Annotated in this window: 18 protein-coding genes; 10 read left to right on the top strand and 8 right to left on the bottom strand. The window is 66.0% G+C overall.

Annotation, left to right across the window (positions count from 1 at the left end; translation table 11 throughout):
• Nucleotide 1: 1 nt before the first annotated feature.
• Together QW863_RS06575 and QW863_RS06570 are read right to left on the bottom strand one after the other, a co-directional pair.
• Complete coding sequence (locus QW863_RS06575; RefSeq protein WP_315714792.1) at nt 2-589, bottom strand: TetR family transcriptional regulator; 588 nt, start codon at nt 587-589, stop codon at nt 2-4.
• Nucleotides 586-759, bottom strand: coding sequence for a hypothetical protein (locus QW863_RS06570; RefSeq protein ID WP_315714793.1), 174 nt, complete (start codon nt 757-759; stop codon nt 586-588). Before QW863_RS06570 ends, QW863_RS06575 begins: the two co-directional genes overlap by 4 nt.
• Before the next feature lie 281 nt (nt 760-1,040).
• Here QW863_RS06570 and purB point away from each other — a divergent pair, with 281 nt between their 5' ends.
• Nucleotides 1,041-2,348 (top strand): adenylosuccinate lyase, encoded by a 1,308-nt coding sequence (purB, locus tag QW863_RS06565; protein ID WP_315714794.1) that lies wholly within the window; start codon nt 1,041-1,043, stop codon nt 2,346-2,348.
• 13 nt (nt 2,349-2,361) lie between these two features.
• On the opposite strand, the gene QW863_RS06560 is transcribed toward purB, so the two are convergent.
• Both QW863_RS06560 and QW863_RS06555 read right to left on the bottom strand, forming a co-directional pair.
• The gene (locus tag QW863_RS06560) at nt 2,362-3,126 is read right to left on the bottom strand and encodes a hypothetical protein (protein WP_315714795.1); all 765 of its coding nucleotides are present in this window, start codon (nt 3,124-3,126) and stop codon (nt 2,362-2,364) included.
• A 129-nt stretch (nt 3,127-3,255) separates the two neighbouring features.
• Entirely contained in the window at nt 3,256-5,694 is a 2,439-nt protein-coding gene (locus QW863_RS06555) for a DUF2235 domain-containing protein (RefSeq protein WP_315714796.1), read from the bottom strand.
• Nucleotides 5,695-6,031: 337 nt separating this feature from the next.
• On the opposite strand from QW863_RS06555, the gene QW863_RS06550 reads away from it, so the two are divergent.
• Nucleotides 6,032-6,574, top strand: coding sequence for a cytochrome b (locus QW863_RS06550; protein ID WP_315714797.1), 543 nt, complete (start codon nt 6,032-6,034; stop codon nt 6,572-6,574).
• 154 nt (nt 6,575-6,728) lie between these two features.
• On the opposite strand, the gene ftsH is transcribed toward QW863_RS06550, so the two are convergent.
• Both ftsH and QW863_RS06540 read right to left on the bottom strand, forming a co-directional pair.
• Complete coding sequence (ftsH, locus tag QW863_RS06545) at nt 6,729-8,576, bottom strand: ATP-dependent zinc metalloprotease FtsH (protein WP_315714798.1); 1,848 nt, start codon at nt 8,574-8,576, stop codon at nt 6,729-6,731.
• A gap of 66 nt (nt 8,577-8,642) precedes the next feature.
• On the bottom strand, nt 8,643-9,596 hold the full coding sequence (locus QW863_RS06540; RefSeq protein WP_315714799.1) for a lipid kinase: 954 nt from the start codon (nt 9,594-9,596) through the stop codon (nt 8,643-8,645).
• Nucleotides 9,597-10,173: 577 nt separating this feature from the next.
• Here QW863_RS06540 and QW863_RS06535 point away from each other — a divergent pair.
• From QW863_RS06535 to QW863_RS06505, 7 genes are all read left to right on the top strand, one after another.
• Nucleotides 10,174-11,151 carry a TerC family protein gene (locus tag QW863_RS06535; protein WP_315714800.1) on the top strand — a complete coding sequence of 326 codons (978 nt, stop codon included), beginning with the start codon at nt 10,174-10,176 and terminating at the stop codon, nt 11,149-11,151.
• A 28-nt stretch (nt 11,152-11,179) separates the two neighbouring features.
• The gene (locus tag QW863_RS06530) at nt 11,180-12,133 is read left to right on the top strand and encodes an exopolysaccharide biosynthesis protein (RefSeq protein WP_315714801.1); all 954 of its coding nucleotides are present in this window, start codon (nt 11,180-11,182) and stop codon (nt 12,131-12,133) included.
• 241 nt (nt 12,134-12,374) lie between these two features.
• Nucleotides 12,375-14,120, top strand: coding sequence for a CHAD domain-containing protein (locus QW863_RS06525; RefSeq protein WP_315714983.1), 1,746 nt, complete (start codon nt 12,375-12,377; stop codon nt 14,118-14,120).
• Nucleotides 14,121-14,203: 83 nt separating this feature from the next.
• Nucleotides 14,204-14,416 carry an MJ0042-type zinc finger domain-containing protein gene (locus tag QW863_RS06520; protein ID WP_315714802.1) on the top strand — a complete coding sequence of 71 codons (213 nt, stop codon included), beginning with the start codon at nt 14,204-14,206 and terminating at the stop codon, nt 14,414-14,416.
• Nucleotides 14,417-14,610: 194 nt separating this feature from the next.
• Nucleotides 14,611-15,783: a M20 aminoacylase family protein gene (locus QW863_RS06515; protein ID WP_315714803.1), complete on the top strand. Its 1,173-nt coding sequence runs from the start codon at nt 14,611-14,613 to the stop codon at nt 15,781-15,783.
• A 307-nt stretch (nt 15,784-16,090) separates the two neighbouring features.
• Nucleotides 16,091-17,005, top strand: a complete 915-nt coding sequence (locus tag QW863_RS06510) for a DMT family transporter (RefSeq protein ID WP_315714804.1) — start codon at nt 16,091-16,093, stop codon at nt 17,003-17,005.
• A 53-nt stretch (nt 17,006-17,058) separates the two neighbouring features.
• On the top strand, nt 17,059-17,790 hold the full coding sequence (locus QW863_RS06505; protein WP_315714805.1) for a hypothetical protein: 732 nt from the start codon (nt 17,059-17,061) through the stop codon (nt 17,788-17,790).
• Between the two features lie 241 nt (nt 17,791-18,031).
• On the opposite strand, the gene QW863_RS06500 is transcribed toward QW863_RS06505, so the two are convergent.
• Together QW863_RS06500 and QW863_RS06495 are read right to left on the bottom strand one after the other, a co-directional pair.
• Entirely contained in the window at nt 18,032-19,048 is a 1,017-nt protein-coding gene (locus QW863_RS06500; RefSeq protein WP_315714806.1) for an NAD(P)-dependent alcohol dehydrogenase, read from the bottom strand.
• A 343-nt stretch (nt 19,049-19,391) separates the two neighbouring features.
• The gene (locus tag QW863_RS06495; RefSeq protein WP_315714808.1) at nt 19,392-20,246 is read right to left on the bottom strand and encodes an HWE histidine kinase domain-containing protein; all 855 of its coding nucleotides are present in this window, start codon (nt 20,244-20,246) and stop codon (nt 19,392-19,394) included.
• Nucleotides 20,247-20,746: 500 nt separating this feature from the next.
• Here QW863_RS06495 and QW863_RS06490 point away from each other — a divergent pair, with 500 nt between their 5' ends.
• Complete coding sequence (locus QW863_RS06490; protein WP_315714984.1) at nt 20,747-21,160, top strand: hypothetical protein; 414 nt, start codon at nt 20,747-20,749, stop codon at nt 21,158-21,160.
• Nucleotides 21,161-21,194: the final 34 nt, after the last annotated feature.

Genomic DNA, 21,194 nt, shown 5'->3' with positions numbered 1-21,194 from the left:
CCTAGCGCGCCTGAAGTCCACGGAGCAGCAGGGTCAGCACGGCATCGACGCGGGCCGAGCAGGTGCATTCGCCCCATTCGTCAGCGTGGGCGGGATGATGGAAGCTTCGGGTCGCGTCGAAGATCGCCGCGGCCGCGGTCTTGGGATCAGCGACATCGAACGTCCCCTGCGCGACCCCCTCAGCGATCATGCCCTCGACCTGGGCGATCAGGTTCTGCTTGTGCGCCTTGACCACCGAGCACGCCTCGCGCGCCAGGGTGAGATAGGTCGCGAACATCTCCGGATCTTCACAGACCCGTTTCTGCTTGGCGCCGAACAGCTCGCGCAGCCAGCGCTCCAGCTTCGCCGGCGCCGGTCCCGGCTCGGCCGCGATCTGCGCCAGCGGCGCGCTGACCCGCTCGAGCCAGCGCTTGGCAACCGCCTCGCGCAGCGACGCCTTGCTCGGAAAGTGACGGTAGACGGAGCCGTGGCTGACATCGAGCGCTCTCGCGACGTCGACGACCGTCGCTTTGGCGAGCCCATAACGGCGCAACACGTCCTCGGTAACTTCGAGGATGCGCTCGGATGTCAGAACCACGGCCTCATTCATGCGTGCACCATATCGGCGTCGGACGTATTCGCCTTGATCTGGATCGTCTCAGCCTGGTCGGCGGACGATGGCGCGCGAAACCTGGTGGCCTGGGCCTCCAGGTGACGCGCGACCTGGAGATTCAGCCAGTCCTGAAATTGTGAGTGCAACAATCGCTTTTCAATCTTCATCGAAGCGGTCCTTCGCAGTTGAAACCGCTGAACCCAAGGTCAGACAGTGGAAGTTGGTCTTAAGCAAGATGGCAGGGTCGACATACACCATCGCGCTGACAGATTTCAATATCTGTCAGCGCGATTTTTTGAAAATGGTATTATGATCCGGAAACGGCATGCCGAGCGGCCGGAAAGACCGCCGTTTGTGTCGATCCGGCCACTCTGGTAAAGCGCGGCGTAAAATGCCGGCGCGGACGCTTGGTCCCGCCCACCTTCCCTCCCGCCTCGGAGCGCCGTCGATGATCCCCCGCTATTCCCGTCCCGAAATGGCCTCGATCTGGGAGCCGCAGACCCGGTTCAAGATCTGGTTCGAGATCGAGGCGCATGCGGCGGACGCGCTGGCGGAGCTCGGCGTGATCCCCAAGGAGGCCGCCAAGACGATCTGGGCCAAGGCCAAGGACGCCACCTTCGACGTCGCCCGCATCGATGAGATCGAGCGCGAGACCAAGCACGACGTCATCGCCTTCCTGACCCATCTCGCCGAGATCGTCGGTCCCGAGGCGCGCTTCGTGCACCAGGGCATGACGTCATCGGACGTGCTCGACACCTGCCTCAACGTCCAGCTCACCCGCTCCGCCGACCTGCTGCTCGCCGATCTCGACCGCGTGCTTGCGGCGCTGAAGACACGCGCCTTCGAGCACAAGATGACGCCGACCATCGGCCGCTCGCACGGCATCCACGCCGAGCCGGTGACGTTCGGCCTCAAGCTCGCTTATGCCTATGCCGAATTCTCCCGCGCGCGCGCGCGCCTGGTCGCCGCGCGGAAGGAAGTCGCGACCTGCGCGATTTCCGGCGCCGTCGGCACCTTCGCCCAGATCGATCCGCGCGTGGAAGAGCACGTCGCCAAGGCGATGGGCCTGTCGCCCGAGCCGATCTCGACCCAGGTGATTCCGCGCGACCGCCACGCGATGTTCTTTGCGACCCTCGGCGTGATCGCCTCCTCGGTCGAACGCTTTGCGACCGAAGTCCGCCACCTGCAGCGCACCGAGGTGCTGGAAGCCGAGGAGTTCTTCTCCGAGGGGCAGAAGGGCTCGTCGGCGATGCCGCACAAGCGCAACCCGGTGCTGTCGGAGAACCTCACCGGCCTCGCCCGCATGGTGCGTGCCTATGTGACGCCCGCGATGGAGAACGTCGTGCTCTGGCATGAGCGCGACATCTCGCACTCCTCGGTCGAGCGCATGATCGGCCCCGACGCCACCGTGACGCTCGACTTCGCGCTGGTTCGCCTCGCCGGCCTGGTCGAGAAGCTGCTGGTCTATCCCGCCAACATGGAAAAGAACCTCGACCGCCTCGGCGGCCTCGTGCACTCGCAGCGCGTGCTGATCGCGCTGACCCAGAAGGGGGCGAGCCGCGAGGACTCCTACAAGCTGGTCCAGCGCAACGCGATGCCGGTGTGGCGCGGCGAAGGCGACTTCCGCACTTTGCTCAAGGCCGACGCCGACGTGAAGAAGTACCTGAGCGACGCCGAGATCGACGAGCAGTTCGACCTCGGCTATCACCTCAAGCACGTCGACACGATCTTCCGGCGCGTGTTCGGGGAGAGCTGAGCGGGCGGACGCCTCAGTCCGCCTCCTCGCACTTGTCCTGCTTGACCTTGAACATCTTCCGGAACTGGGTCTCGAGCGCGCTCCGCATCGCCTCCATCTTCTTCTCGCCGGTGTTGCGGAGGTTGTAGTTGATAGCGCAATTGCTCCAGCCGAAATTGACCAGATAGATCCGCATGCGCTCCTGGCCGTCCGGCTTCTGCGCTTCGGCGGCGTAGCGAGCGACGCAGGCCTTCGGACTGGCGTTGTCGGCACAGCCCTTGTCGACGGTCTGGCGAAACATCTGCTGCAGGTCGGTCTTGCCCTCGATCGCGTCGACGAACTTTGCACAGGCGGCGGCAGGCTGGTAGTCGCGCAGCGCCGCGGGCGTCTTGAATCCGCGGGTCTGCGCCAGGTCGAAATCGCAACTGTCCTTCAGCTCCGCCACCCTGGCGCGGCGGTAGTCGTCGACACCGGGCAGCGCGATGAACTCCAGCCGCGCGGCAGCGTCGAGCGTGGCCTTGCAGGCGCGGTCGATCTTGTCGGCGTCGAGCGCCGCGACCGCCTTCGGGTCGAATGCCGGCAACGTGCCCGGCGAGTCGAAATCGGACGGGCCAAACAGCAGACGGACGGTGTTGCGCAGCCGCGTCTCGTCGTGCTTGGCGGGATCGTACCGGACCGTGAAACGGCAGCCGCTGTCCCAGGACATCGTCCGCTCGGCGGCATGGGCGCTGGCACCGGCGAGCGTGACGGCGGCGAGCGCCAAGCGTGCGGTCCATCCTGTCCAGCTTCGTCGGGTCATGGTACTCTTCGCAGTCGATCAATGCCTGTATCCTACCCAGCCCCGACGCCAACACCAGCCCGTGCCGCGCAGCATCTGAAGCGTGACGACGTCACGCTCGACAAGTGCCAGACCTGGCAGCGCTTGCAGCTACAGCTTCTTCAACGAGACGACCGCGTTGCCCTTGTTGTTGAAGTAGAATCGATACAACAGCAGCCAAGGAAGCATGATGGACGTGTCGTTGACGTAGACGAACACCTCCCCATCGCTGCGGGCCGTGAACCTGGCTGTCCAGCGGCTGCTGCCGGGCGTTTCCTGCTGGAAAGCCGGGAGATGCTCCTCCAGCCCGGTGCTGCCCACCCGCACGATCGGTGCGAACCAGTTCGACCAGATCAGCCGCTTGAAGGGTATCCCAGGCAATTGGGTCCAGGTGCCGTAACCGAAGCCGGCCGGAGTCGCAGGGATGCCGCCGTCGCTCCATGCCTCCCCGACGTCGAGCACGATCTGATAGGTCTCGCCCTGCGCCACGGTCAGCGCTGTCGGATAGCAATGGTGACGCGTCTCGAATACTGGCCGGATGCTTCCACCAGGGTATGCGCCGATCTCTGTCTCCTCGACCTCGATCGGCCTCAGCGTCTCCTTGCAGAACAGCCCGGCCGTATTGGCCGCGCCGAACCCCAGCCACCAGAACAGCCAGAACATGATGGCGAACGGGAAGATCCACGTTTTCAGCAGATAGAAACCGGCAACATACCAGCCCTGGCGTCGCAGCGAATAAACCGTCGCGCGCCAGCCGGTCACCGGCTTGTGCCGGGATGGATCGTTCCAGGCGATGCGTGCGGCGTCGCGGATCGTTCGCTGCAGTGAGGTGCCCCACGCCGTCAAGCCGAGCGCAGCGGCCACACCAACCACCAGCAAACCCGGCGAATCCCGAAACGCGACGAACCATGGGTCGAGAAATTTGGGCAAGAAGGCTGCCGCTCCGTTGACCAGCGGATTTACCAGCCCATGCAAGGGCTCATAAAGCACGCGCGGCCAATAGATGACGAAATATGGGATCGCCGCGACGAACAGCAGCGCGAACATGGTGGCGAAATAGACCACGCGGCGCAGCCAGACCCAATTCCAGACATCGTCCTGCACCCGCGTCCGCGCGTGCCCGTGATCGAGCGGATGCAGCGCATCGACCGGCGTATCGGTCTCATCCGTGACGCGGTAAGCGGCGGGTACGACCACCGGTGCATAGTGATCGGGACCCGACCCAATGCGTTCGAACACGGTGCGGTGGATCGTCGGCTTCACCGGCGGCAGAGGTGGCTGCGGCAGGCTCGGATGCAGATCGTCAGCAAGAAGCCCGGTCTGGGCCTTGAACGGCGAATGAAGCAGCCACTTGATGCGACTGACATCGTACCGGAGCGATAGCTTGTAGGGCGGCGCGTCATAGATCTCGCGCAGATTGCGCGGCTTGTAGCGGTAGTAGGCCGCAAGCCCCTTGCGCGAGTCGTTCAGCGTGTCGAGCGGATCGATCTCGGGATCGTAGAGGAGCCTGCGCCGCCCGTCGAGATAGACGAGACCATAGGCCTGGGCGCGGTCGAGCATCCAATCGAGCGTCACATAGGAAAGGCCATCCTGCGGATAGCCGCCGCCGATGTCGGAATGCACGCCGGTAAACCACACCTGGCTGATGCGCTCGCGGTCACGTGGCGGCAGATCGGTGCGCAGATGCGGCGGCGGCTCGGCCAGTTTCGCAGCCGCACTGCGCGGATCGTGGTCGATGCCGAACAGCCAGTCCTTCTTGTCACTGCGGCCTGAAACAGCCTCGTCCCGTCCCCACACATAGCGCTCATCCCAGATCACCGGGCGGAAGGCGTCACGCTCCTCCTCGATCGCGAGGGCGTGGCAAGCGCGATGGATCTTGGAATTCATGAACTGGTCCGGCATCGACAGCGGCCAGATCCAATAGTCAATGGCGCGCGTCATCTCCTCGATCGGCCCGCCGTAGGCGTCAACGGTGTCCCAAATGCCGACGAAATGCACGCTCTCGACCTCGACTGCTGGCGGAGCCTGCAGCGCCACGCCCTGCACTCTGCGCAGCGTTCTGATTCCCCAGTCGCGCACTCCGCGCAGGTCCAGGCCGATCTTGCCGAGATATCTGAGAATTCCGCTATTGTAGCGACGCCGATAGCGGCGATAGGCGTCTGCGGCGAACCGGGCGAGATCGGCTTCATTGTCGTCGTAGGCGACGAGCCCCTGCCCCGCGATCATTGCCGCCACGATACGGATGGTGAAGGCACCGCGGCTGAACCCGAAGCAGTAGATGCGGTCGCCCGGCTTGTAGTTGCGACAGCAGAAGCTGTAGATCGCAATCACATTCCGCTTCAGGCCGAAGCCGAAGATGCCGCCGAGGGCTGCGAACAGCTTGAAGGAGGACGTTCCGACGCCATCGTCATAAAAGGCGACTTGCCGGCGCGGATCGCGCAGGTCCAGCAGCTGGAACAGGCGCCAGACATTGGTCTTGAACACGGCCTTGGCGCTGTTGCCGGTCCCGTCCGACAACAGCACGATGTTCTTTGCAACAGGATTGGACACGAGGCCCCCCGACCAGAATGCCGGCAGGGAGATTGGTCCGCAATTGCAGGAAAATCAAGGCACAATCCCTGCGCGAGCCCGCAGGACCACCCGCTCAGTTCTCAGCACCGCCCGTCATCCGCAAGGCAACATCGTCGCTTGATCCAATGCAGTCATCGAACGGGGGACGGCTTATCGAGGCGCGACTGACAGAGCGGCACGCATGGAATCACTCAAAAATGATCAGCAGATGCCTTTGTGCGGTTGTCCGACATCTCGTCGTCGACCTCTGATCCTTCGACAGAGGTCAGATCCGCGACTAAGCAGGTCGCCGGAATTCACCACTGACGAGCCCGACATGCCCGAGACGATCGCGAGCTACGATCCCCTGCTGCGATGGATTCATTGGGCGACCGCCCTGCTGTTCATCGCAGCGATGCTGATCGGGCTGTATTGCGGCCTTCAGCCGGCCGGGACGTCGCCGCGGCGGGAGCTGCTGGAGGTTCACAAATCGCTCGGCGTCACGCTGTTTATGCTGGCCATTCTCCGCGTGATCGTGCGGGCTCGCACCATGGCGCCGGCCGCTCCGGCCACGTTCGGACCGATGGTCTGCGCGCTGTCGCAGCTCAATCATTGGGCGCTCTATGCGCTGCTGCTGATCATGCCCGTCACCGGCTACATGTTCTCGTCGGCCGGCGGCTATTCGCTGCGTTATTTCGGGACCTTCAGCTGGCCGCGCCTGTTCGCCGGCGACAGGACGATCGCCCATGCCGGCGAGATCACGCATGATACGCTGGCCTATCTGGTCTATCTCGTGGTCGGCCTGCACATTGCGGCCACGCTCTGGCACGCGTTTGTCAAGAAGGACGAGGCGCTGGCCCGGATGTGGCCGCGGCGGTGAGCGTGGCCGCCGTAGGGTGGGCAAAGCAGCCGCCGTCAGCCGGCAGCGTGCCCATCGTCGTGCGGCGAGCTCATTGCCAAGACGATGGGCACGGCGCTACACAATCCCGATCGTGGAGACCGCACGGCCGCGCCTTTGCTCCCCGACTCGACAACTATATCGGCTTCGCTGCCACAACGAGATCGCCGGCGCGCTGGTCCTGCTTCAGCAGGGCGGCGAGCTCGCTCTCGTCGAGCGTCTCCTTGACCAGCAGGCGGCGCGCCGCGCGCTCCAGCACGTCGCGCTTGTCCTGCAGCAGCTTGCGGGTGCGCTCCAGCGCGTTCGTCACGATCGCACGCACCTCGGCGTCGATCGCATCCCCTGCGGCCTCGCCATACTCGGCGCTGCGTGAGACGCCCGGCGCAAGAAACGACTGGTTGTCGCGCTCATAGGCGACCGAGCCCAGTTGCTCCGACATGCCGTAGCGGGTCACCATCGAGCGCGCGATGTCGGTGACGCGGCGCAGATCGTCGGCGGCGCCCGTCGACAGATGGCCGTAGACCACGAGCTCCGCGGCGCGGCCGCCGAGCAGCACCGCCATCTTGTTCTCGAGCTCCTCGCGCGTCATCAGGAAGCGATCTTCCGTCGGGCGCTGGATGGTGTAGCCGAGCGCGCCGACGCCGCGCGGGATGATCGACACCTTGTGCACGGGATCGGTGCCCGGCAGGCTCATCGCGACGATCGCATGCCCCATCTCGTGATAGGCGACGATCTCGCGCTCCTTCGGATTGAGCAGCCGGTTGCGCTTCTCCAATCCGGCGACGATGCGCTCGATCGCATTGTTGAAATCATCGAGCGTGACCTCGTCGCCGCCGCGCCGCGTCGCCAGCAAGGTCGCCTCGTTGACGAGGTTGGCGAGATCGGCGCCGGTGAAGCCGGGCGTCAGCGCCGCGACCTTCTCCGGATCGACGTCGGCGGCGAGCTTGGCCTTCTTCAGATGCACCTGCAGGATCTGGATGCGACCCGGCTTGTCGGGCCGGTCGACCAGCACCTGGCGGTCGAAGCGGCCGGCCCGCAGCAGCGCCGGATCGAGAATCTCCGGCCGGTTGGTCGCTGCCAGCAGCACGAGGCCGGTCGAGGAATCGAAGCCATCGAGCTCGACCAGCAACTGGTTCAGAGTCTGCTCCTTCTCGTCATGGCCGCCGGCGAACGGGCCCATGCCGCGGGCGCGGCCGAGCGCATCGAGCTCGTCGATGAAGATGATCGCGGGCGCCTTGGCGCGGGCCTGCTCGAACAGGTCGCGCACGCGCGCGGCACCGACGCCGACGAACATCTCGACGAATTCCGAGCCCGAGATCGAGAAGAATGGCACGCCGGCCTCGCCCGCGACCGCCTTGGCGAGCAGCGTCTTGCCGGTGCCGGGCGGGCCGACCAGCAGCACGCCCTTGGGCATGCGGCCGCCGAGACGGCCATAGGATTTCGGATCCTTCAGGAACGAGACGATCTCGCGCAGTTCGTCCTTGGCCTCGTCGACGCCGGCAACGTCGTCGAAGCGGACGCCCGTGTTGGATTCGACGTAGACCTTGGCCTTGCTCTTGCCGATCTGCATCAGGCCGCCGCCGAGCCCGCCGGCGCCACCCATCATCCGGCGCGACAGCCAGTACCAGACGCCGAAGAACAGCGCGATCGGCATCACCAGCGAGAGGATGTCGCCGAGGATGTTGCTCTCGACGCGACCGGTGAAGGTGACGTTGGCCTTGCTGAGCTCCTTGGCGAACTCCTGGTCGACGCGCGTCGTCGCGAAGCGCGACTGGCCGCTGGGCAGCGGCTCCTTCAGTGTGCCTTCCAGGTAGTTCTCGGAGACGCCGACCTCCTTCACCTTGCCGGCTGCGAGCAGGTCCTGGAATTGACTGTAGGGAATAACGGCGACCTGGCGATAGCTCGTCCACGCATTGTGGATCATCATCGCGACGAAGATCGCGACGATCGCGTACCAGAGATTGAAGCGGGTCTGCTTGGTCATGGGTCTCTCAATCGGGTGATCAGTCGAAATCGAGTGTCCGCGAACGGCGGATCAAGCGGCCGCGCGTCAGGTGCGGTCCTGCGCTGCGTCCTCGGGCACGAACACCGTGACCGCACGCGGCAGCACGGAGAAGCGCGCCGGCGTGAAGGTGACGAGCTCGCCATCGGCATTGATCCGGCGCGGACGGCGCGTGCGGATCTCGAACGATGTATCACGCGAGGCCCGCACCTCCTGCCACAGGCCGTGGCGGCCCTTGCGGAAGTCATAGGCCATCGCCAGCAGCTTCCAGATGCGGCCGATCTCCAGCGAATACAGATCGAGATGGGAATCGTCGATCTCGGCGCGGTGATCGACCGCCATGCCGCCGCCGTAGTAGCGGCCATTGCCGACCGCGATCTGGAGCGTCTTCACCCGCACCGCGCCGTCGGACGATACGATCATCGCGCGGAACGGCCGTGCATTGGTCAGCACCTTCAGCGCCGTGAGCGCATAGCCGAGCCGGCCGAACCTCCGCTTGGTTTCCTTGGTCAGCTGCCGCGCGAGGTCGGCGCTCAAGCCGAGGCTGGCGACGTTGAAGAACGGGTGCCCGTTGACCTCGCCGAGATCGATCCGGCGGCGATGGCCGGCCGCAATCACATCGACCGCGGCCTCCATATCCGGCGGCAGGCCAAGCGTGCGGGCAAGGTCATTGGCGGTGCCAGCCGGAATGATGCCCAGCGGCAGGCCGGTCTTGAGCAGTGCAGGCGCAGCCGCGTTCAGGCTGCCGTCCCCCCCGGCGACGACGACCGCCTCCGCATCGTCGGCATGGGCTTCGATCCACGGCGCCACCTCGCGCGGACTATGCGGCGCCGAGATCACGAGATCATAGCCGACTGCGCTCAGCCGCGACACGGCAACGCCGGCCGCCTCGCCGCCGGAGCGGCTGCCGCGATTGATGATCATCAAGAGGCGGCGCGTTGCCACGGCCGGGCGCGACGGCGGCGCCTTCGCGATCGATACCTGGTCACCCCCCGTGGTCACGATTGTCTCCCGTACACAAAATGCCAGCGCGCTCCAGCGCACAGGTTCCATACAAAGTGGCGAGCAGGCGCTCCGGTTCCATCACGATCACCGCCGCCCATCCAGGCGATGCCGGGAGGTTTCAGCGGGGTAACGATTGTTGGGATGGTGATGTGGGGGCGAGAGCCGCAAGGCCCGATAGCAACAAGCGACGCGTGGGGCCGCATCTCGTCAAACTCCTCAATAGCGCCCGAAGTGCGCAATACCGCCAGCGGCAGCGGTCATGAAAGAGAGTCCGACATCATAGTCTCACGGACTATCAGAGGGGCCCGGATCTCCGGCCCTCTGGAATTAGTTCACCGCCGCCCGGCCGCAAGACGGCCGCCGGGCAGCAGACACTCTGTCGCACCTCGCCGTTCATCTTGCCGAACGCAGATGCGAACGGCGGGCTCTTGAAAACCGCAGGCTCTTGAAAACCACTCGGCAGACACATACGTCCGTCGCCTACCCCTGGTCCGGGCCCCTCTGGTGAAGCTGCCGGTGCGCTCACGATGTCGGACCTGACATCAATCTCACCGGCTTGAAAGAGGGACCCGTCGTGGAATTCCTGCTCATCGCGTTTGCCGGCAAGCCCGTCTGGATGTGGCTCGCCTTCCTCGCAATCGTGCTCGCCCTCCTCGTCTTCGATCTCGGCATCCTCCATCGCAAGACGCGCGAGATCTCGGTGCGCGAGAGCCTCGTCATGAGCGGCATCTACATCATGCTCGCCCTCGCCTTCGGCGCCTGGGTGTGGTGGCAAATCGGCGCCGAGGCCGGCACCGCCTATCTCACCGCGTTCACGATCGAGAAGGCGCTGGCGATGGACAACGTCTTCGTCATCGCCATGATCTTCAGCTACTTCTCGATCCCGCGCGCCTATCAGCACCGCGTGCTGTTCTGGGGCATCGTCGGCGTCATCGTGCTGCGCGCGATCATGATCGGCTTGGGCGCCGCGATCGTCGCCCAGGCGAGTTGGGTACTCTATCTGTTCGCGCTGTTCCTGGTCGCGACCGGCATCAAGATGCTGGTGTTCAAGGACACGCCGCACGACATCGGCGCCAACCCGGCGCTGGCCTGGGTGCGCCGCCGCTTCGACGTCACCGACCGCCTGCACGAAGAGCGCTTCTTCGTGCGCCAGCCTGATGCGCGCGGCAAGCCGACCTGGTTCATGACGCCGCTGTTCCTGGCGCTGATCCTGATCGAGTTTGCCGACGTCATCTTCGCGGTCGACTCGGTGCCCGCGATCTTCGCGATCTCGACCGACCCCTTCGTGGTCTACACGTCGAACATCTTCGCGATCCTCGGCCTGCGCGCGCTCTATTTCGCGCTTGCCGCGATGGTGGATCGCTTCCAGTATCTCAAGCTGGCGCTGGCGGCGGTGCTGATCTTCATCGGCTCGAAGATCTTCCTGGCCGACCTGCTCGGGCTCGAGAAGTTTCCGCCCGCGATTTCGCTCGGCATCACGTTCGGTCTGCTCGGCGCCGGCATCGCCTATTCGCTGTGGAAGACGCGGCCTGCGGTCGAGCCGACGAAGTGAGGCAGGTCAAAGGACAAGAGGTTGCTGCGTGGCAGTGAATGATGTCGCATCCGACGACGAGGACTCCTCGGCGCCGCGCCGTCACAACGGGCCGATCAGCCGCCGGCTGCTCGCGATCGCCCGTACGGTGCGGTCCGAGGAGCCGTCGATCGGCGAGTTGTTCGACCGGCTGGAATCGGAAGGTCTTGGCCTGACTCTGCTGCTGCTGACCCTGCCGGCGCTGATCCCGTTGCCGGGCCCATTCGGCATGGTGTTCGGCACGTTTGTCGCGCTGGTCGCGCTGCAGATCCTGTTCGGCGCCGAGCGGCTATGGCTGCCCGAACAGTTGCGCCGCCGGCCGGTGCCGCAGCGGCTGCTGCGCAAGATCATCCGCGCCGGTCTCGACTGGGCGGGCTATGCCGAACGCGGCCTGCGCGAGGACCGGCTGGTCTGGCTGACCGGCCGGCCGGCGCGGATGCTGCTCGCGCTGCCGCTGCTTCTGATGGCGGTCACCATCATCCTGCCGATCCCGATGGGCAACGTGATGCCGGCGCTGGCGCTGATCGCCGCCTCGATCGGCTTCATGGCAGGCGACGGCCTCGCCGTGCTGGTGTCGATCCTGATTGCGATGGCTGCGGTGGTCTGGACTGCCGTTCTGCTCTACACCGGCGCCGCAGCAGCCGACTATGCCGCAACTCTCCTGGCCCGCTTAGCTGTGCATCTGCGGGCGATGCTGGAAAGCGTCGGTGTCGATCTCGGCTTTGCCGCAGGCGTGACAACCGTATTTGCAGTGGTAACCGGCATCGCGGCGCTTGCCTTCTGGGTGCAGGCGGTACGCCACCGGCGCAGCCGGCGCGCATCCTTCGATCCAGCGCAGGATCCGCGCGAGCGCTCCCGCGCGCTGGCGCGTCGCGGCCGCGGCCTCGTGGCCGCCGCGAGCATTGCGACCACCGCAGCCGCCGTCTTCATCGCCACGCGTTTCATGCTCACCGGCTCGATCTGAAGTTCCGCCTGTGGCGGCGCCGCCGCACGACGGTGCATTGCGGCTGCGACGGACATATCTTCGTGAGCACCTGCCGGCCGGAAGCGCGAGCACTTGTCATTGAAGCAGCAACAAAAAATGCGACCGGTAAGCTCTGGCGCGTCGCGCATCGTCGACGGCCTGCGAGAAATGCCACTGTCCCTTTGTGCCGGCTGCAGCTATACGAGAGATGACTGTCATTAAACGGTTACAGAATCGACACATGCCCGATTCGAACGCACCGGCGTCGATCCACGGCAGTGGCCATGCGGTCGGCGTGCGGGAGATTGGTGAGTCGGCGAGCAGCGATCCCGGTGGCGCCGCCGATCGCTTGACTGCGCAGCACCTTGCCGACCACGCGGTCACGCAGGAGGATGCCGCAGCGCCTGTCGTGGAGGTCGCGGCGCCGTCCTTGCCGGATCCGGCGGCCGGCAGCGGCCACGAGATCGAGCTGAAACTGCTCGTCGCGCCCGATCGACTCGCCGGCTTCAACAACGCACCGGTCGTCACCGCGCATGCGCGCAACAAGGGCTCGCGCAAGCATCTGACATCGGTCTACTACGACACGCCGAAGCGCATGCTGTGGAAGAACGGCTTCACCTTGCGGGTGCGCCAGAGCGGCTCGCGCTTCGTGCAGACCGTGAAAGAGCAGCACAGCGACGACCCGCTCAAGCGCGGAGAGTGGGAGGCCAGCGTCAGCTCGCTGGCGCCCGATCCGGTGCTGGCGGCCGCGCTGCTGCCGGAGGAGCTTCGCTCCGCGCTGGCCGAGGCAACGCTCGAGGCGGTGTTCACGGCCGACGTGCATCGTCACGCGCGCATGCTCGACGTGCCCGGCGCGACGATCGAGATCGCGTTCGACAGCGGTGTCATCAAGGCCGGCGAGCACCGTGAGATCGTGAGCGAGATCGAGCTGGAGCTCAAGAGCGGCAACCCCGCCGCCATCTACGAGATCGCACAGCGCATCGCCGATCACGGACCGATCAGACCTTCGATCCGCAGCAAATCCGCGCGCGGTTTCGACCTCGCAGCCGGCGCAGCGCCGGGGGCCGAAAAGCCGCCCAAGCTGCGCCTCGATCCGGCGGTGTCTCTCGACGAGAGCTTCGCCCTCGTCCTGCGCGGCAGCCTGCATCATCTGCTGCAGGCCATGCCTGCGGCAGAGGACGGACGCGATACGGAAGGCGTGCATCAGTTGCGGGTGGCGCTGCGCCGCCTGCGCGCCGCGTTGCACCTGATGCGGCCGCTCGGGACCTCGGCGACGCTCGACGGTCTCGAGGCGGATGCGCGCTGGCTGGCACAGAGCCTCTCGGCGGCGCGCGACCTCGACGTGTTCCTAACCGATACGCTGCCCGAGATCGCCGAGGCCTGCCCCACTGTTGCAGGCTTCGACTCGCTCCGGGCGCTCGCCGAGCGGCGCCGCGATCTCGCCTATCGCACGCTGCGCATCGCGCTTGCCGAGCGCCGCTGCGCCGCTTTCGTGCTCGGCCTCGGCGAATGGACCGAGACCCGCGGCTGGCGCAACGACGTCTCCCCCGACGATCTCCGACGCCTCGCGGCGCCCGCGATCGATTTTGCCGGGCCTGTCCTGTCGGAGCGCCACCAGAAGGTGCTCAAGCGCGGCCGCCGCTTCAAGAAGCTGTCGGCCGAGCGGCGCCACCGGCTGCGTCTCGCGCTGAAGAAGCTGCGCTACAGCATCGACTTCCTGCTGCCGCTCTACGGCGCGAGCAAATCGGCGAAGAAATATGCCAGGACGCTCGCCGGCTTCCAGGAGCAGCTTGGCCACTACAACGACATGGCGGTCACCGCCGGCGTGATCGAGACCCTCGGCACCACCTCCACCGAGGCGGCGATCGCGGCCGCCGCGATCACCGGCTGGCAGTCGCATGCCATGGCCGGCGTGGAGGAGCCGTTGCGCGAGGCGTGGCGCGCCTTCACCAAGGCGCCGACGCCATGGCAGGCCGAGGAGGCGTGACGACCGGACGCGGTGACGTCGGTTCATGGACCGCATTGATCTGGTTCAAGGCGTCTGGTCGAGCTGTTTGGGAGCGTGATCTCATGAAGATATCCAGCGTGACGTGTCCCCATTGCCGTGCCGCCTACGAGATCGCGGAATCGACCTCCGCCGTTGGCGCTGCCGGGCGGTTCGACTGCGGCGTCTGCGGCACGCCATTGGCGGCGTGGGACGAGCCGAAGCTGCGGGCCTTCCGCCTGGAGGTACCACCCGAGCGCAAATATCCCCGCGTGCCGGCCCCCGCCCCGCTCACCTGACTCCCGTTCCGCAATCCGGAACGCCCGGCGTGGTCCGTCGAGGTGACCGCGCATCCGCGCATGGCGCCATGGCCGGCGGCAACTTGCCTGGCTTTTTTGACCGGGTCATAGTCGGTCACCGCGCGGTGCTGCCGGCTGGCTTGGCCGCATCCACTGCAGCGTCCCGATCCACTTCAGCGAGTCATCCGGTCCTCATGCCCATCCTCAACAGCATCGCCGCGCTCTCCGACGAAATGGCCGCTTGGCGCCACGACTTCCACGAACATCCCGAGCTGCTGTACGAGGTGCATCGCACCGCCGGCATCGTCGCAGACAAGCTGCGCGCATTCGGCTGCGACGAGGTGGTGACGGGCATCGGCCGCACCGGCGTGGTCGGCGTGATCCGCGGCCGCAAGTCGGCCTCCGGCAGGACCATCGGCCTGCGCGCCGACATGGATGCGCTCCCGATCGAGGAAACCTCTGGCGTTCCCTACGCCTCGAAGACGCCGGGCCTGATGCACGCCTGCGGCCACGACGGCCACACCGCGATGCTGCTGGGCGCTGCGAAATATCTCGCCGAGACCCGCAATTTCGACGGCACCGCCATCGTCATCTTCCAGCCGGCCGAGGAAGGCGGCGCCGGCGGCAAGGCGATGGTCGATGACGGGCTGATGACGCGCTGGGGCATCCAGGAGGTCTACGGCATGCACAACATGCCGGGCGTGCCCGAAGGCCATTTCGAAATCTCGCCCGGCGCGATGCTGGCCTCGGCTGATGCGATCCACATCAAGGTCACCGGCAAGGGCGGCCATGGCGGCGCCGGCCCGCACCGGGCGGTCGACAGCATCCTGATCGCCTCGCAGATCGTCAACGCGCTGCAGTCGATCGTCGCCCGCAACGTCGATCCGTTGAAGTCGGCGGTGATCTCGGTGTGCTCGATCCATGGCGGCACCACCTTCAACGTGATCCCCGAGACGGTCGAGATGCTGGGCACCGTGCGCACGCTCGATCCGGAGATCCGCGATCTCGTCGAGAGGCGCATCGTCGAGGTCGCCGAGGCCACCGCGCGCGCCTATGGCGGCTCGGCCGAGGCGATCTACGAGCGCAAATATCCGGTGACGATGAATCACCCTGCGCAGGCGGCTTTCGCCGCCGACGTCGCCCGCGACGTCGCCGGCGCTGAGCGTGTCAACGACCGCGCCATTCCGCTGATGGGCGGCGAGGATTTCGCGTTCATGCTGGAGGCGCGCCCGGGCGCCTTCGTGTTCCTCGGCATGGGCCCCGGCAACGAATGCCACCACCCGGCCTACCGCTTCAACGACAACATCCTCAGCGCCGGCGCATCGTACTGGGTGAAGCTGGTCGAGAAGAGCATGCCGGCGAACTGATCGGAGCGACCGCGCAAGCTCGCAACGAGCGTCATTGCGAGGAGCCGTAGGCGACGAAGCAATCCAGGATCTTCATCGGATCGCCAGTCTGGATTGCTTCGCTCCGCGCTCCGCTCGCAATGACGGGTGTGGCTGACATCGCCGGCCCCACAGGCTCCGTCATCGCGAGCGCCAGCGAAGCGATCCAGGGACGCTATGCACCGATCGGAATGGCTTCGGCTTCCTTCCACGAACAGTTCGCCCCGTATCGAAACATCACGCGCCGCCGCCCGGCTAGGAGAAGCCATTCTCCCGCCCGCGAGGCACCATGCAGAGCCGCTCCGATCTCACGACAGAATTCGCCCTCCTGCTCGTTCTGTCCACCTTGTGGGGCGCCTCATACACCTTCATCAAGATCGGCGTCGAAACCATTCCGCCGCTGACCCTGATCGCCGCGCGCACGCTGATTGCGGGGCTGCTGCTGGCCGCGATCATCCGCAGCCGCGGCCTCGCTTGGCCGCGTGACCGGACGATTTGGCGTCGCTTCGTGATCCAGGCCGGTCTCAACAGCGTCGTGCCATTCACGCTGATCGCCTGGGCCGAGCGCACCGTCGAGGCGGGTCTTGCGACGATCCTCAACGCGACCTCGCCGATCTTCACCTTCCTGCTGACCGCGCTGGTGACGCACCACGAGCCTGTCACCCTGCGCAAGCTGGTCGGCGTCGCCGCCGGACTCGCCGGCACCTGCCTCATCGTCGGCACCGAGGCGCTGGGCGGGCTTGGCCGCGAGCTGTGGGCGCAGATTGCGATCGTCGCCGCCACCATCTGCTATGCCGGTGCGGCGATCATGGGAAAGAGCTTCAAGGGACTCGATCCGATGTTGCCGGCCGCGGGATCGCTGCTGTCGGGCGCCGCGGTGCTGATCCCGCTTGCGCTGGTCGTCGACCATCCGTGGACGCTGGCACCGTCACTGCGCTCGGTGCTGGCGCTGGTCGCGCTCGCGACCGTCTCGACTGCGGCCGCGATGGTGATCTATTTCCGCCTGGTGCAGACGCTCGGCTCGATCGGCGCCACCGCGCAATCCTATCTGCGGGTGCCGATCGGCGTTGCGATCGCCGTGGCCGGGCTCGGCGAGCACCTCGCGCCGACCGCCTGGATCGGCCTCACCTGTGTCCTCATTGGTGTGATCGCGATGACGCTGCCCGCGCGCAAGAAGCCGACAGGCGATCCGATCCAAGGTTGACCGCACGCACCAGCGCTGCTTTGAACCCAAAGCGGCAACGCTGGATCAATAAAATGCAATGCATCTTCGTTTTGCTTCTTGTCGCGCTGGCAACCACGATTGGTCCGGCCGCGGCCTCGGCCGACATCCCCTACGCGATATCGGAGCATCCTTCACAAGACGGCCGCTGCAAAGGAGACACCGGCAAGGCCGACCTCGACCGCGACGAGCAGGCCTGCCTCGCTCAGTTGAACGATGTCGTCAGGCGCAACGGCAAGTCGCTGGAAATCACATTCAAGGATGGTTCCACCAGAAGCTACGTGACCCGACTTCCGGATGACCTACCCGGACATGAGGACGACTCGGTCGAGTACAAGCTCGTCGGCTACTTTCCGGAGCACGAACTCCTGCTGATCGAGATCGGCTATTGGGAAGGCGTGCAATGGATGCTGCTGTGGCTCAATCGCGTCATCGAGACCAAGATCCATTCGCCGCCGCACGCCTCGCCAAGCCGCCGCTGGCTGTTTTCGGTCTGCTCCAGCGAAGGTCCCTCCGGCTGCGGCAACGGGATGGAGATCGTTGCCGCGCCGTTCGACCTCAAGCTGGGGGGCTGGTCCTATCTCACCCCTGACGACGACTACACCTTCTACGAGTTCGACGGCTGGGACGGCGACGACCGCGTCAAGGTCATCGCCACCTTCAAGGTCGGCACCGAGATGAAGCCATTCCCGGCCTCTGTCGAACGCATCAACGGCCGCTGGCAATTGAAGCTGCCAAAACAGCACCGCAAACCGCCACGTCAATAGCAGCCCGTTTCTCTCGCCGTCATTCCGGGGCGGCGCGAAGCGACGAGCCCGGAATCCATAACCACGACTGTGCATGTGGCGAAGACGAGCATACCGGCCAGCTCGCGTCGCACAGCATCCTGTGGCTATGGATTCCGGGCTCGCGCCGCTGCGCGACGCGCCCCGGAATGACGGCGGAGAGAGTGAGGCTAAGAGCGCTGCCCTGCTTCGATGACGCAGTCGCCGACAGCAGCGTGGTCACTCATCCCCCGATCGCGATCGTCACCTTGCCGAGATGCGCGCCGCTCGCCATGTAGTGGAACGCCTCGCGCGCCTCGCTGAACGGAAACACGCGGTCGACCACCGGCTTCACCTGATGCAGCGTCAGCGCGTTCGCCAGCGCCTGGAGATCGTCGACCGAGCCGACCGTGACGCCCTGCAGCCGCTGCTGCTGCATCACCATCAGCGGCAGCCGCAGCTCCGAGGCCGGCGCACCGGCGAGCACGCCGATGAAGGCGATGGTGCCGCCGATCCGGGTGGCACGGATCGACTCGTTCAAGGTGCCGACGCCGCCGACCTCGACCACGAGATCGACGCCCTGCCCGGTGATCTCGCGCGCCTTCTTGCCCCAATCCGGCACCTGCTTGTAGTTCAGCGTGACATCGGCGCCGAGCGCCGTCAGCCGCGCGATCTTGGCGTCGCTCGACGACGTCGCGATCACCCGCGCGCCGGCCATCTTCGCGATCAGCAGCGCAAAGATCGAGACGCCGCCGCTGCCTTGCGTCAGCACGGTGTGGCCGGGCCTGATGCCGCCGAGCTTGATCACCGCGCTCCAGGCGGTGACGCCGGCGCACGGCAATGTCGCGGCCTCGACGTCGGTGAGATGCGCCGGCGTCCGCACCAGCGCGTGCATGGGAAACACCCGATACTCCGTCAACGTGCCGTCGACGGCGCCGCCCAGCGCCGCACGCATCTTCGCTTCGCTCGGCTCGCCGCCGGTCCAGCTCTCGAAGAAGCTGCCGATGACTCGGTCGCCGGTCGCGAATGCTGTGACGCCCTCACCGACCGCCTCGACCACGCCTGCGCCGTCGGACAGCGGCACCAGCGGAAATTTCTGCCGCGAGCCGTAGCCGCCCCTCACCGTGATCAGGTCACGATAGTTGATGCTCGCCGCCGTCAGCCGCACCAGCACCTCGCCCCTCCCCGGCTGCGGCACGGGCTTGTCGACCAGCGCCAGCGCATCGATTCCGCCGGGCCCCTGCAGCTCGTAACATTGCATCCGATGTCTCCCGCCCAAGCGGCGTCGCCGCTTCGTTGTTCTGCCGGGAATGGTGAAGCGTTTCGTGCCGGCGATCAAGCCGAGCCTCGTTCCGCGCGGCGGACAGACAACGCGAACGCAACGCAAATCCGATGGTCGCGGCGCCGCCGGCTCTCAGTCATCGATCAGCGGGATCACGACATGGTTCAGCACATATTCCGTGCCAACCCACAGCAGCAATCCAGCCAGCAGCAGCATGTCGCGCCGTTCCATCGAACACATACGCAGCAACGCCGCTGCGCGTTTCGCATCGCAGCCATGCCACGCGCCGCGAGACATGCGACGCCTGCGAGGAACCGGGCCTTCACATCGCCGCGTCGAACCTGATCCGGCAGACCAGACCTTCGTCGCGATAATCCTGCTCGATGCTGCCGCCGATCGCCGCAAGGCTCGCACGGATCATGCGCGTGCCGAAGCCCTCTTTCCCGGGCGGCTCGATCGGGTGCGGACCGAGCTCGCGCCAGGCCACGCTGCCGCGGCCGCCCTCCTGCGCGATCTGGACCTCGAGTCGTCCACCCTGGCCGCGCAGCGCGCCGTATTTGACGGCGTTGGTCGCAAGTTCGTGGAACACCAGCGCGAGATTACGCACCGCTTCCGGCCCCAACGGCATGTCCGGGCCGTCCACCGTCACGGCGCCGGAGGCGCGATACGGCTGCAGCTCGACGTCGAGCAGCATGCGCAAGGTCATCAGGCGGTGGTCCGACCAGGCGAGACTGTTGGCGCGCGCGACGGCGTCGAGCCGCAGCGCGATCGCTTCCCCTTTGGCGCGATCCTCGCCCGACAGGCTCGATCTGACGATCGCCTGAAACAACGCGAGCTGATTGTTCACGCGATGTCTCAGCTCGCCGAGCAGCAACTCGCGCGCATGCTCGCTGCGCTTCAGCTCCATCAGCGCGCCGCGACAGAGATGCCCGAGCCAGATGATCAGCGCCGCGGTGCTCAGGAATCCGACGAGGTTGATCGCCTCGGCATGATCGGGACGATCGGTGAAGCCGACGAGCACCACGGTGGCAGACAGCCAGGCGGCAAAAATGGCCGCGGGAATGCCGCCGAGCAGCGCGGCGAACACCACCGCAGGGTAGAACGTCGCGTAGGGCAGCGTCGCGCCGGCATAGTCCAGCCCGATCCGGCCCGCGGTCGAAATCGCGACGGCGAGCATGGTGAGCAGAAACGTGGTCGCCGACCACTGTCTGCCCCGAACGATCCAATCTGAGAAACTCCGACCCGCGCGCACGATTGACCCCGAGCGCAAGGTCTATCGCCGGACGCCTGCAGGAACAAGCTGAAGCAACTGCCGCATGGGCGCAAAAATTTTAGGAACTTTTGCCGCGCCGTTGCGTTTGACGGCCCTGTTGCGCCAGACGGAACGCATCATGCCGCGTGGTGGGAGAAGCGACCGCTGCGCCGCCACCGGCAAGCGTGACTACATGGCCCCTGCGCCCCCAGCGCCTCTGCTCGACACCATCAGTGCTACTCCGCGTCGCGTCGGCGCAGCACGAATGCTGGACGTTGCATGATGAGCTCGTCGCCGGCTGCGCCGATGAACTGAAAGACAACGGTATCGGAACGCTGCACGCGAGAGAGCTTGTATCCGGCGCCTCTTGCTGCGCTAATCCTAGCGGCTTGCCGCTGAGCGCCGCAGCGTCGATCATGGCGGTCATGACGACGAAATCGCGCGAGAGACTCTACGGTGCCGGCATCCGCATCGCGCAGGAGCAGGCCGCGCGCGCGCGCAAGGAAGCGGATCGTCTGGCCTGCGACGCCTGGAATAAGCGGATGCTCGGCTACAAGGGACCGGCGCAGCCGTCGCCGCTGCTCGGTGACGCGCTCAACGCGGGCTATTACTATCTCGAAGTGCGCTGCCTCGGCTGCGACACCAATCAGACCGTTGCGCTCGACATCATCAGGCGCGCCAAGACGACGCCAATCCATGAACTCGAGCGCTACATGCGCTGCCAGGACTGCTCGCGGCTGCGCGGTCGTCCCTACAAGCGCAGCGCGCTGGTGGCATTGCGCGAGACCAAGATCTCGGCCGCGCATCCGGCCTCGACATGGTGGCCCGGTGAACGATAGACAGTCGAATGCCGAGCGTCGCGTCATCTCGCAT

The organism is Bradyrhizobium sp. SZCCHNR1017 (assembly GCF_032381375.1).
GTDB lineage: Bacteria > Pseudomonadota > Alphaproteobacteria > Rhizobiales > Xanthobacteraceae > Bradyrhizobium.
Note: the sequence above shows the minus strand (reverse complement) of the source record. Positions and strands in the feature narration are given on the sequence as shown.

What these genes read in the sequence shown, in the direction of transcription:
- QW863_RS06575 (WP_315714792.1), bottom strand. Translation starts at nt 589, where the DNA reads ATGAATGAGGCCGTGGTTCTGACATCCGAGCGCATCCTCGAAGTTACC.
- QW863_RS06570 (WP_315714793.1), bottom strand. Translation starts at nt 759, where the DNA reads ATGAAGATTGAAAAGCGATTGTTGCACTCACAATTTCAGGACTGGCTG.
- purB (WP_315714794.1), top strand. Translation starts at nt 1,041, where the DNA reads ATGATCCCCCGCTATTCCCGTCCCGAAATGGCCTCGATCTGGGAGCCG.
- QW863_RS06560 (WP_315714795.1), bottom strand. Translation starts at nt 3,126, where the DNA reads ATGACCCGACGAAGCTGGACAGGATGGACCGCACGCTTGGCGCTCGCC.
- QW863_RS06550 (WP_315714797.1), top strand. Translation starts at nt 6,032, where the DNA reads ATGCCCGAGACGATCGCGAGCTACGATCCCCTGCTGCGATGGATTCAT.
- ftsH (WP_315714798.1), bottom strand. Translation starts at nt 8,576, where the DNA reads ATGACCAAGCAGACCCGCTTCAATCTCTGGTACGCGATCGTCGCGATC.
- QW863_RS06525 (WP_315714983.1), top strand. Translation starts at nt 12,375, where the DNA reads ATGCCCGATTCGAACGCACCGGCGTCGATCCACGGCAGTGGCCATGCG.
- QW863_RS06520 (WP_315714802.1), top strand. Translation starts at nt 14,204, where the DNA reads ATGAAGATATCCAGCGTGACGTGTCCCCATTGCCGTGCCGCCTACGAG.
- QW863_RS06515 (WP_315714803.1), top strand. Translation starts at nt 14,611, where the DNA reads ATGCCCATCCTCAACAGCATCGCCGCGCTCTCCGACGAAATGGCCGCT.
- QW863_RS06510 (WP_315714804.1), top strand. Translation starts at nt 16,091, where the DNA reads ATGCAGAGCCGCTCCGATCTCACGACAGAATTCGCCCTCCTGCTCGTT.
- QW863_RS06505 (WP_315714805.1), top strand. Translation starts at nt 17,059, where the DNA reads ATGCAATGCATCTTCGTTTTGCTTCTTGTCGCGCTGGCAACCACGATT.
- QW863_RS06500 (WP_315714806.1), bottom strand. Translation starts at nt 19,048, where the DNA reads ATGCAATGTTACGAGCTGCAGGGGCCCGGCGGAATCGATGCGCTGGCG.
- QW863_RS06495 (WP_315714808.1), bottom strand. Translation starts at nt 20,246, where the DNA reads ATGCTCGCCGTCGCGATTTCGACCGCGGGCCGGATCGGGCTGGACTAT.
- QW863_RS06490 (WP_315714984.1), top strand. Translation starts at nt 20,747, where the DNA reads ATGACGACGAAATCGCGCGAGAGACTCTACGGTGCCGGCATCCGCATC.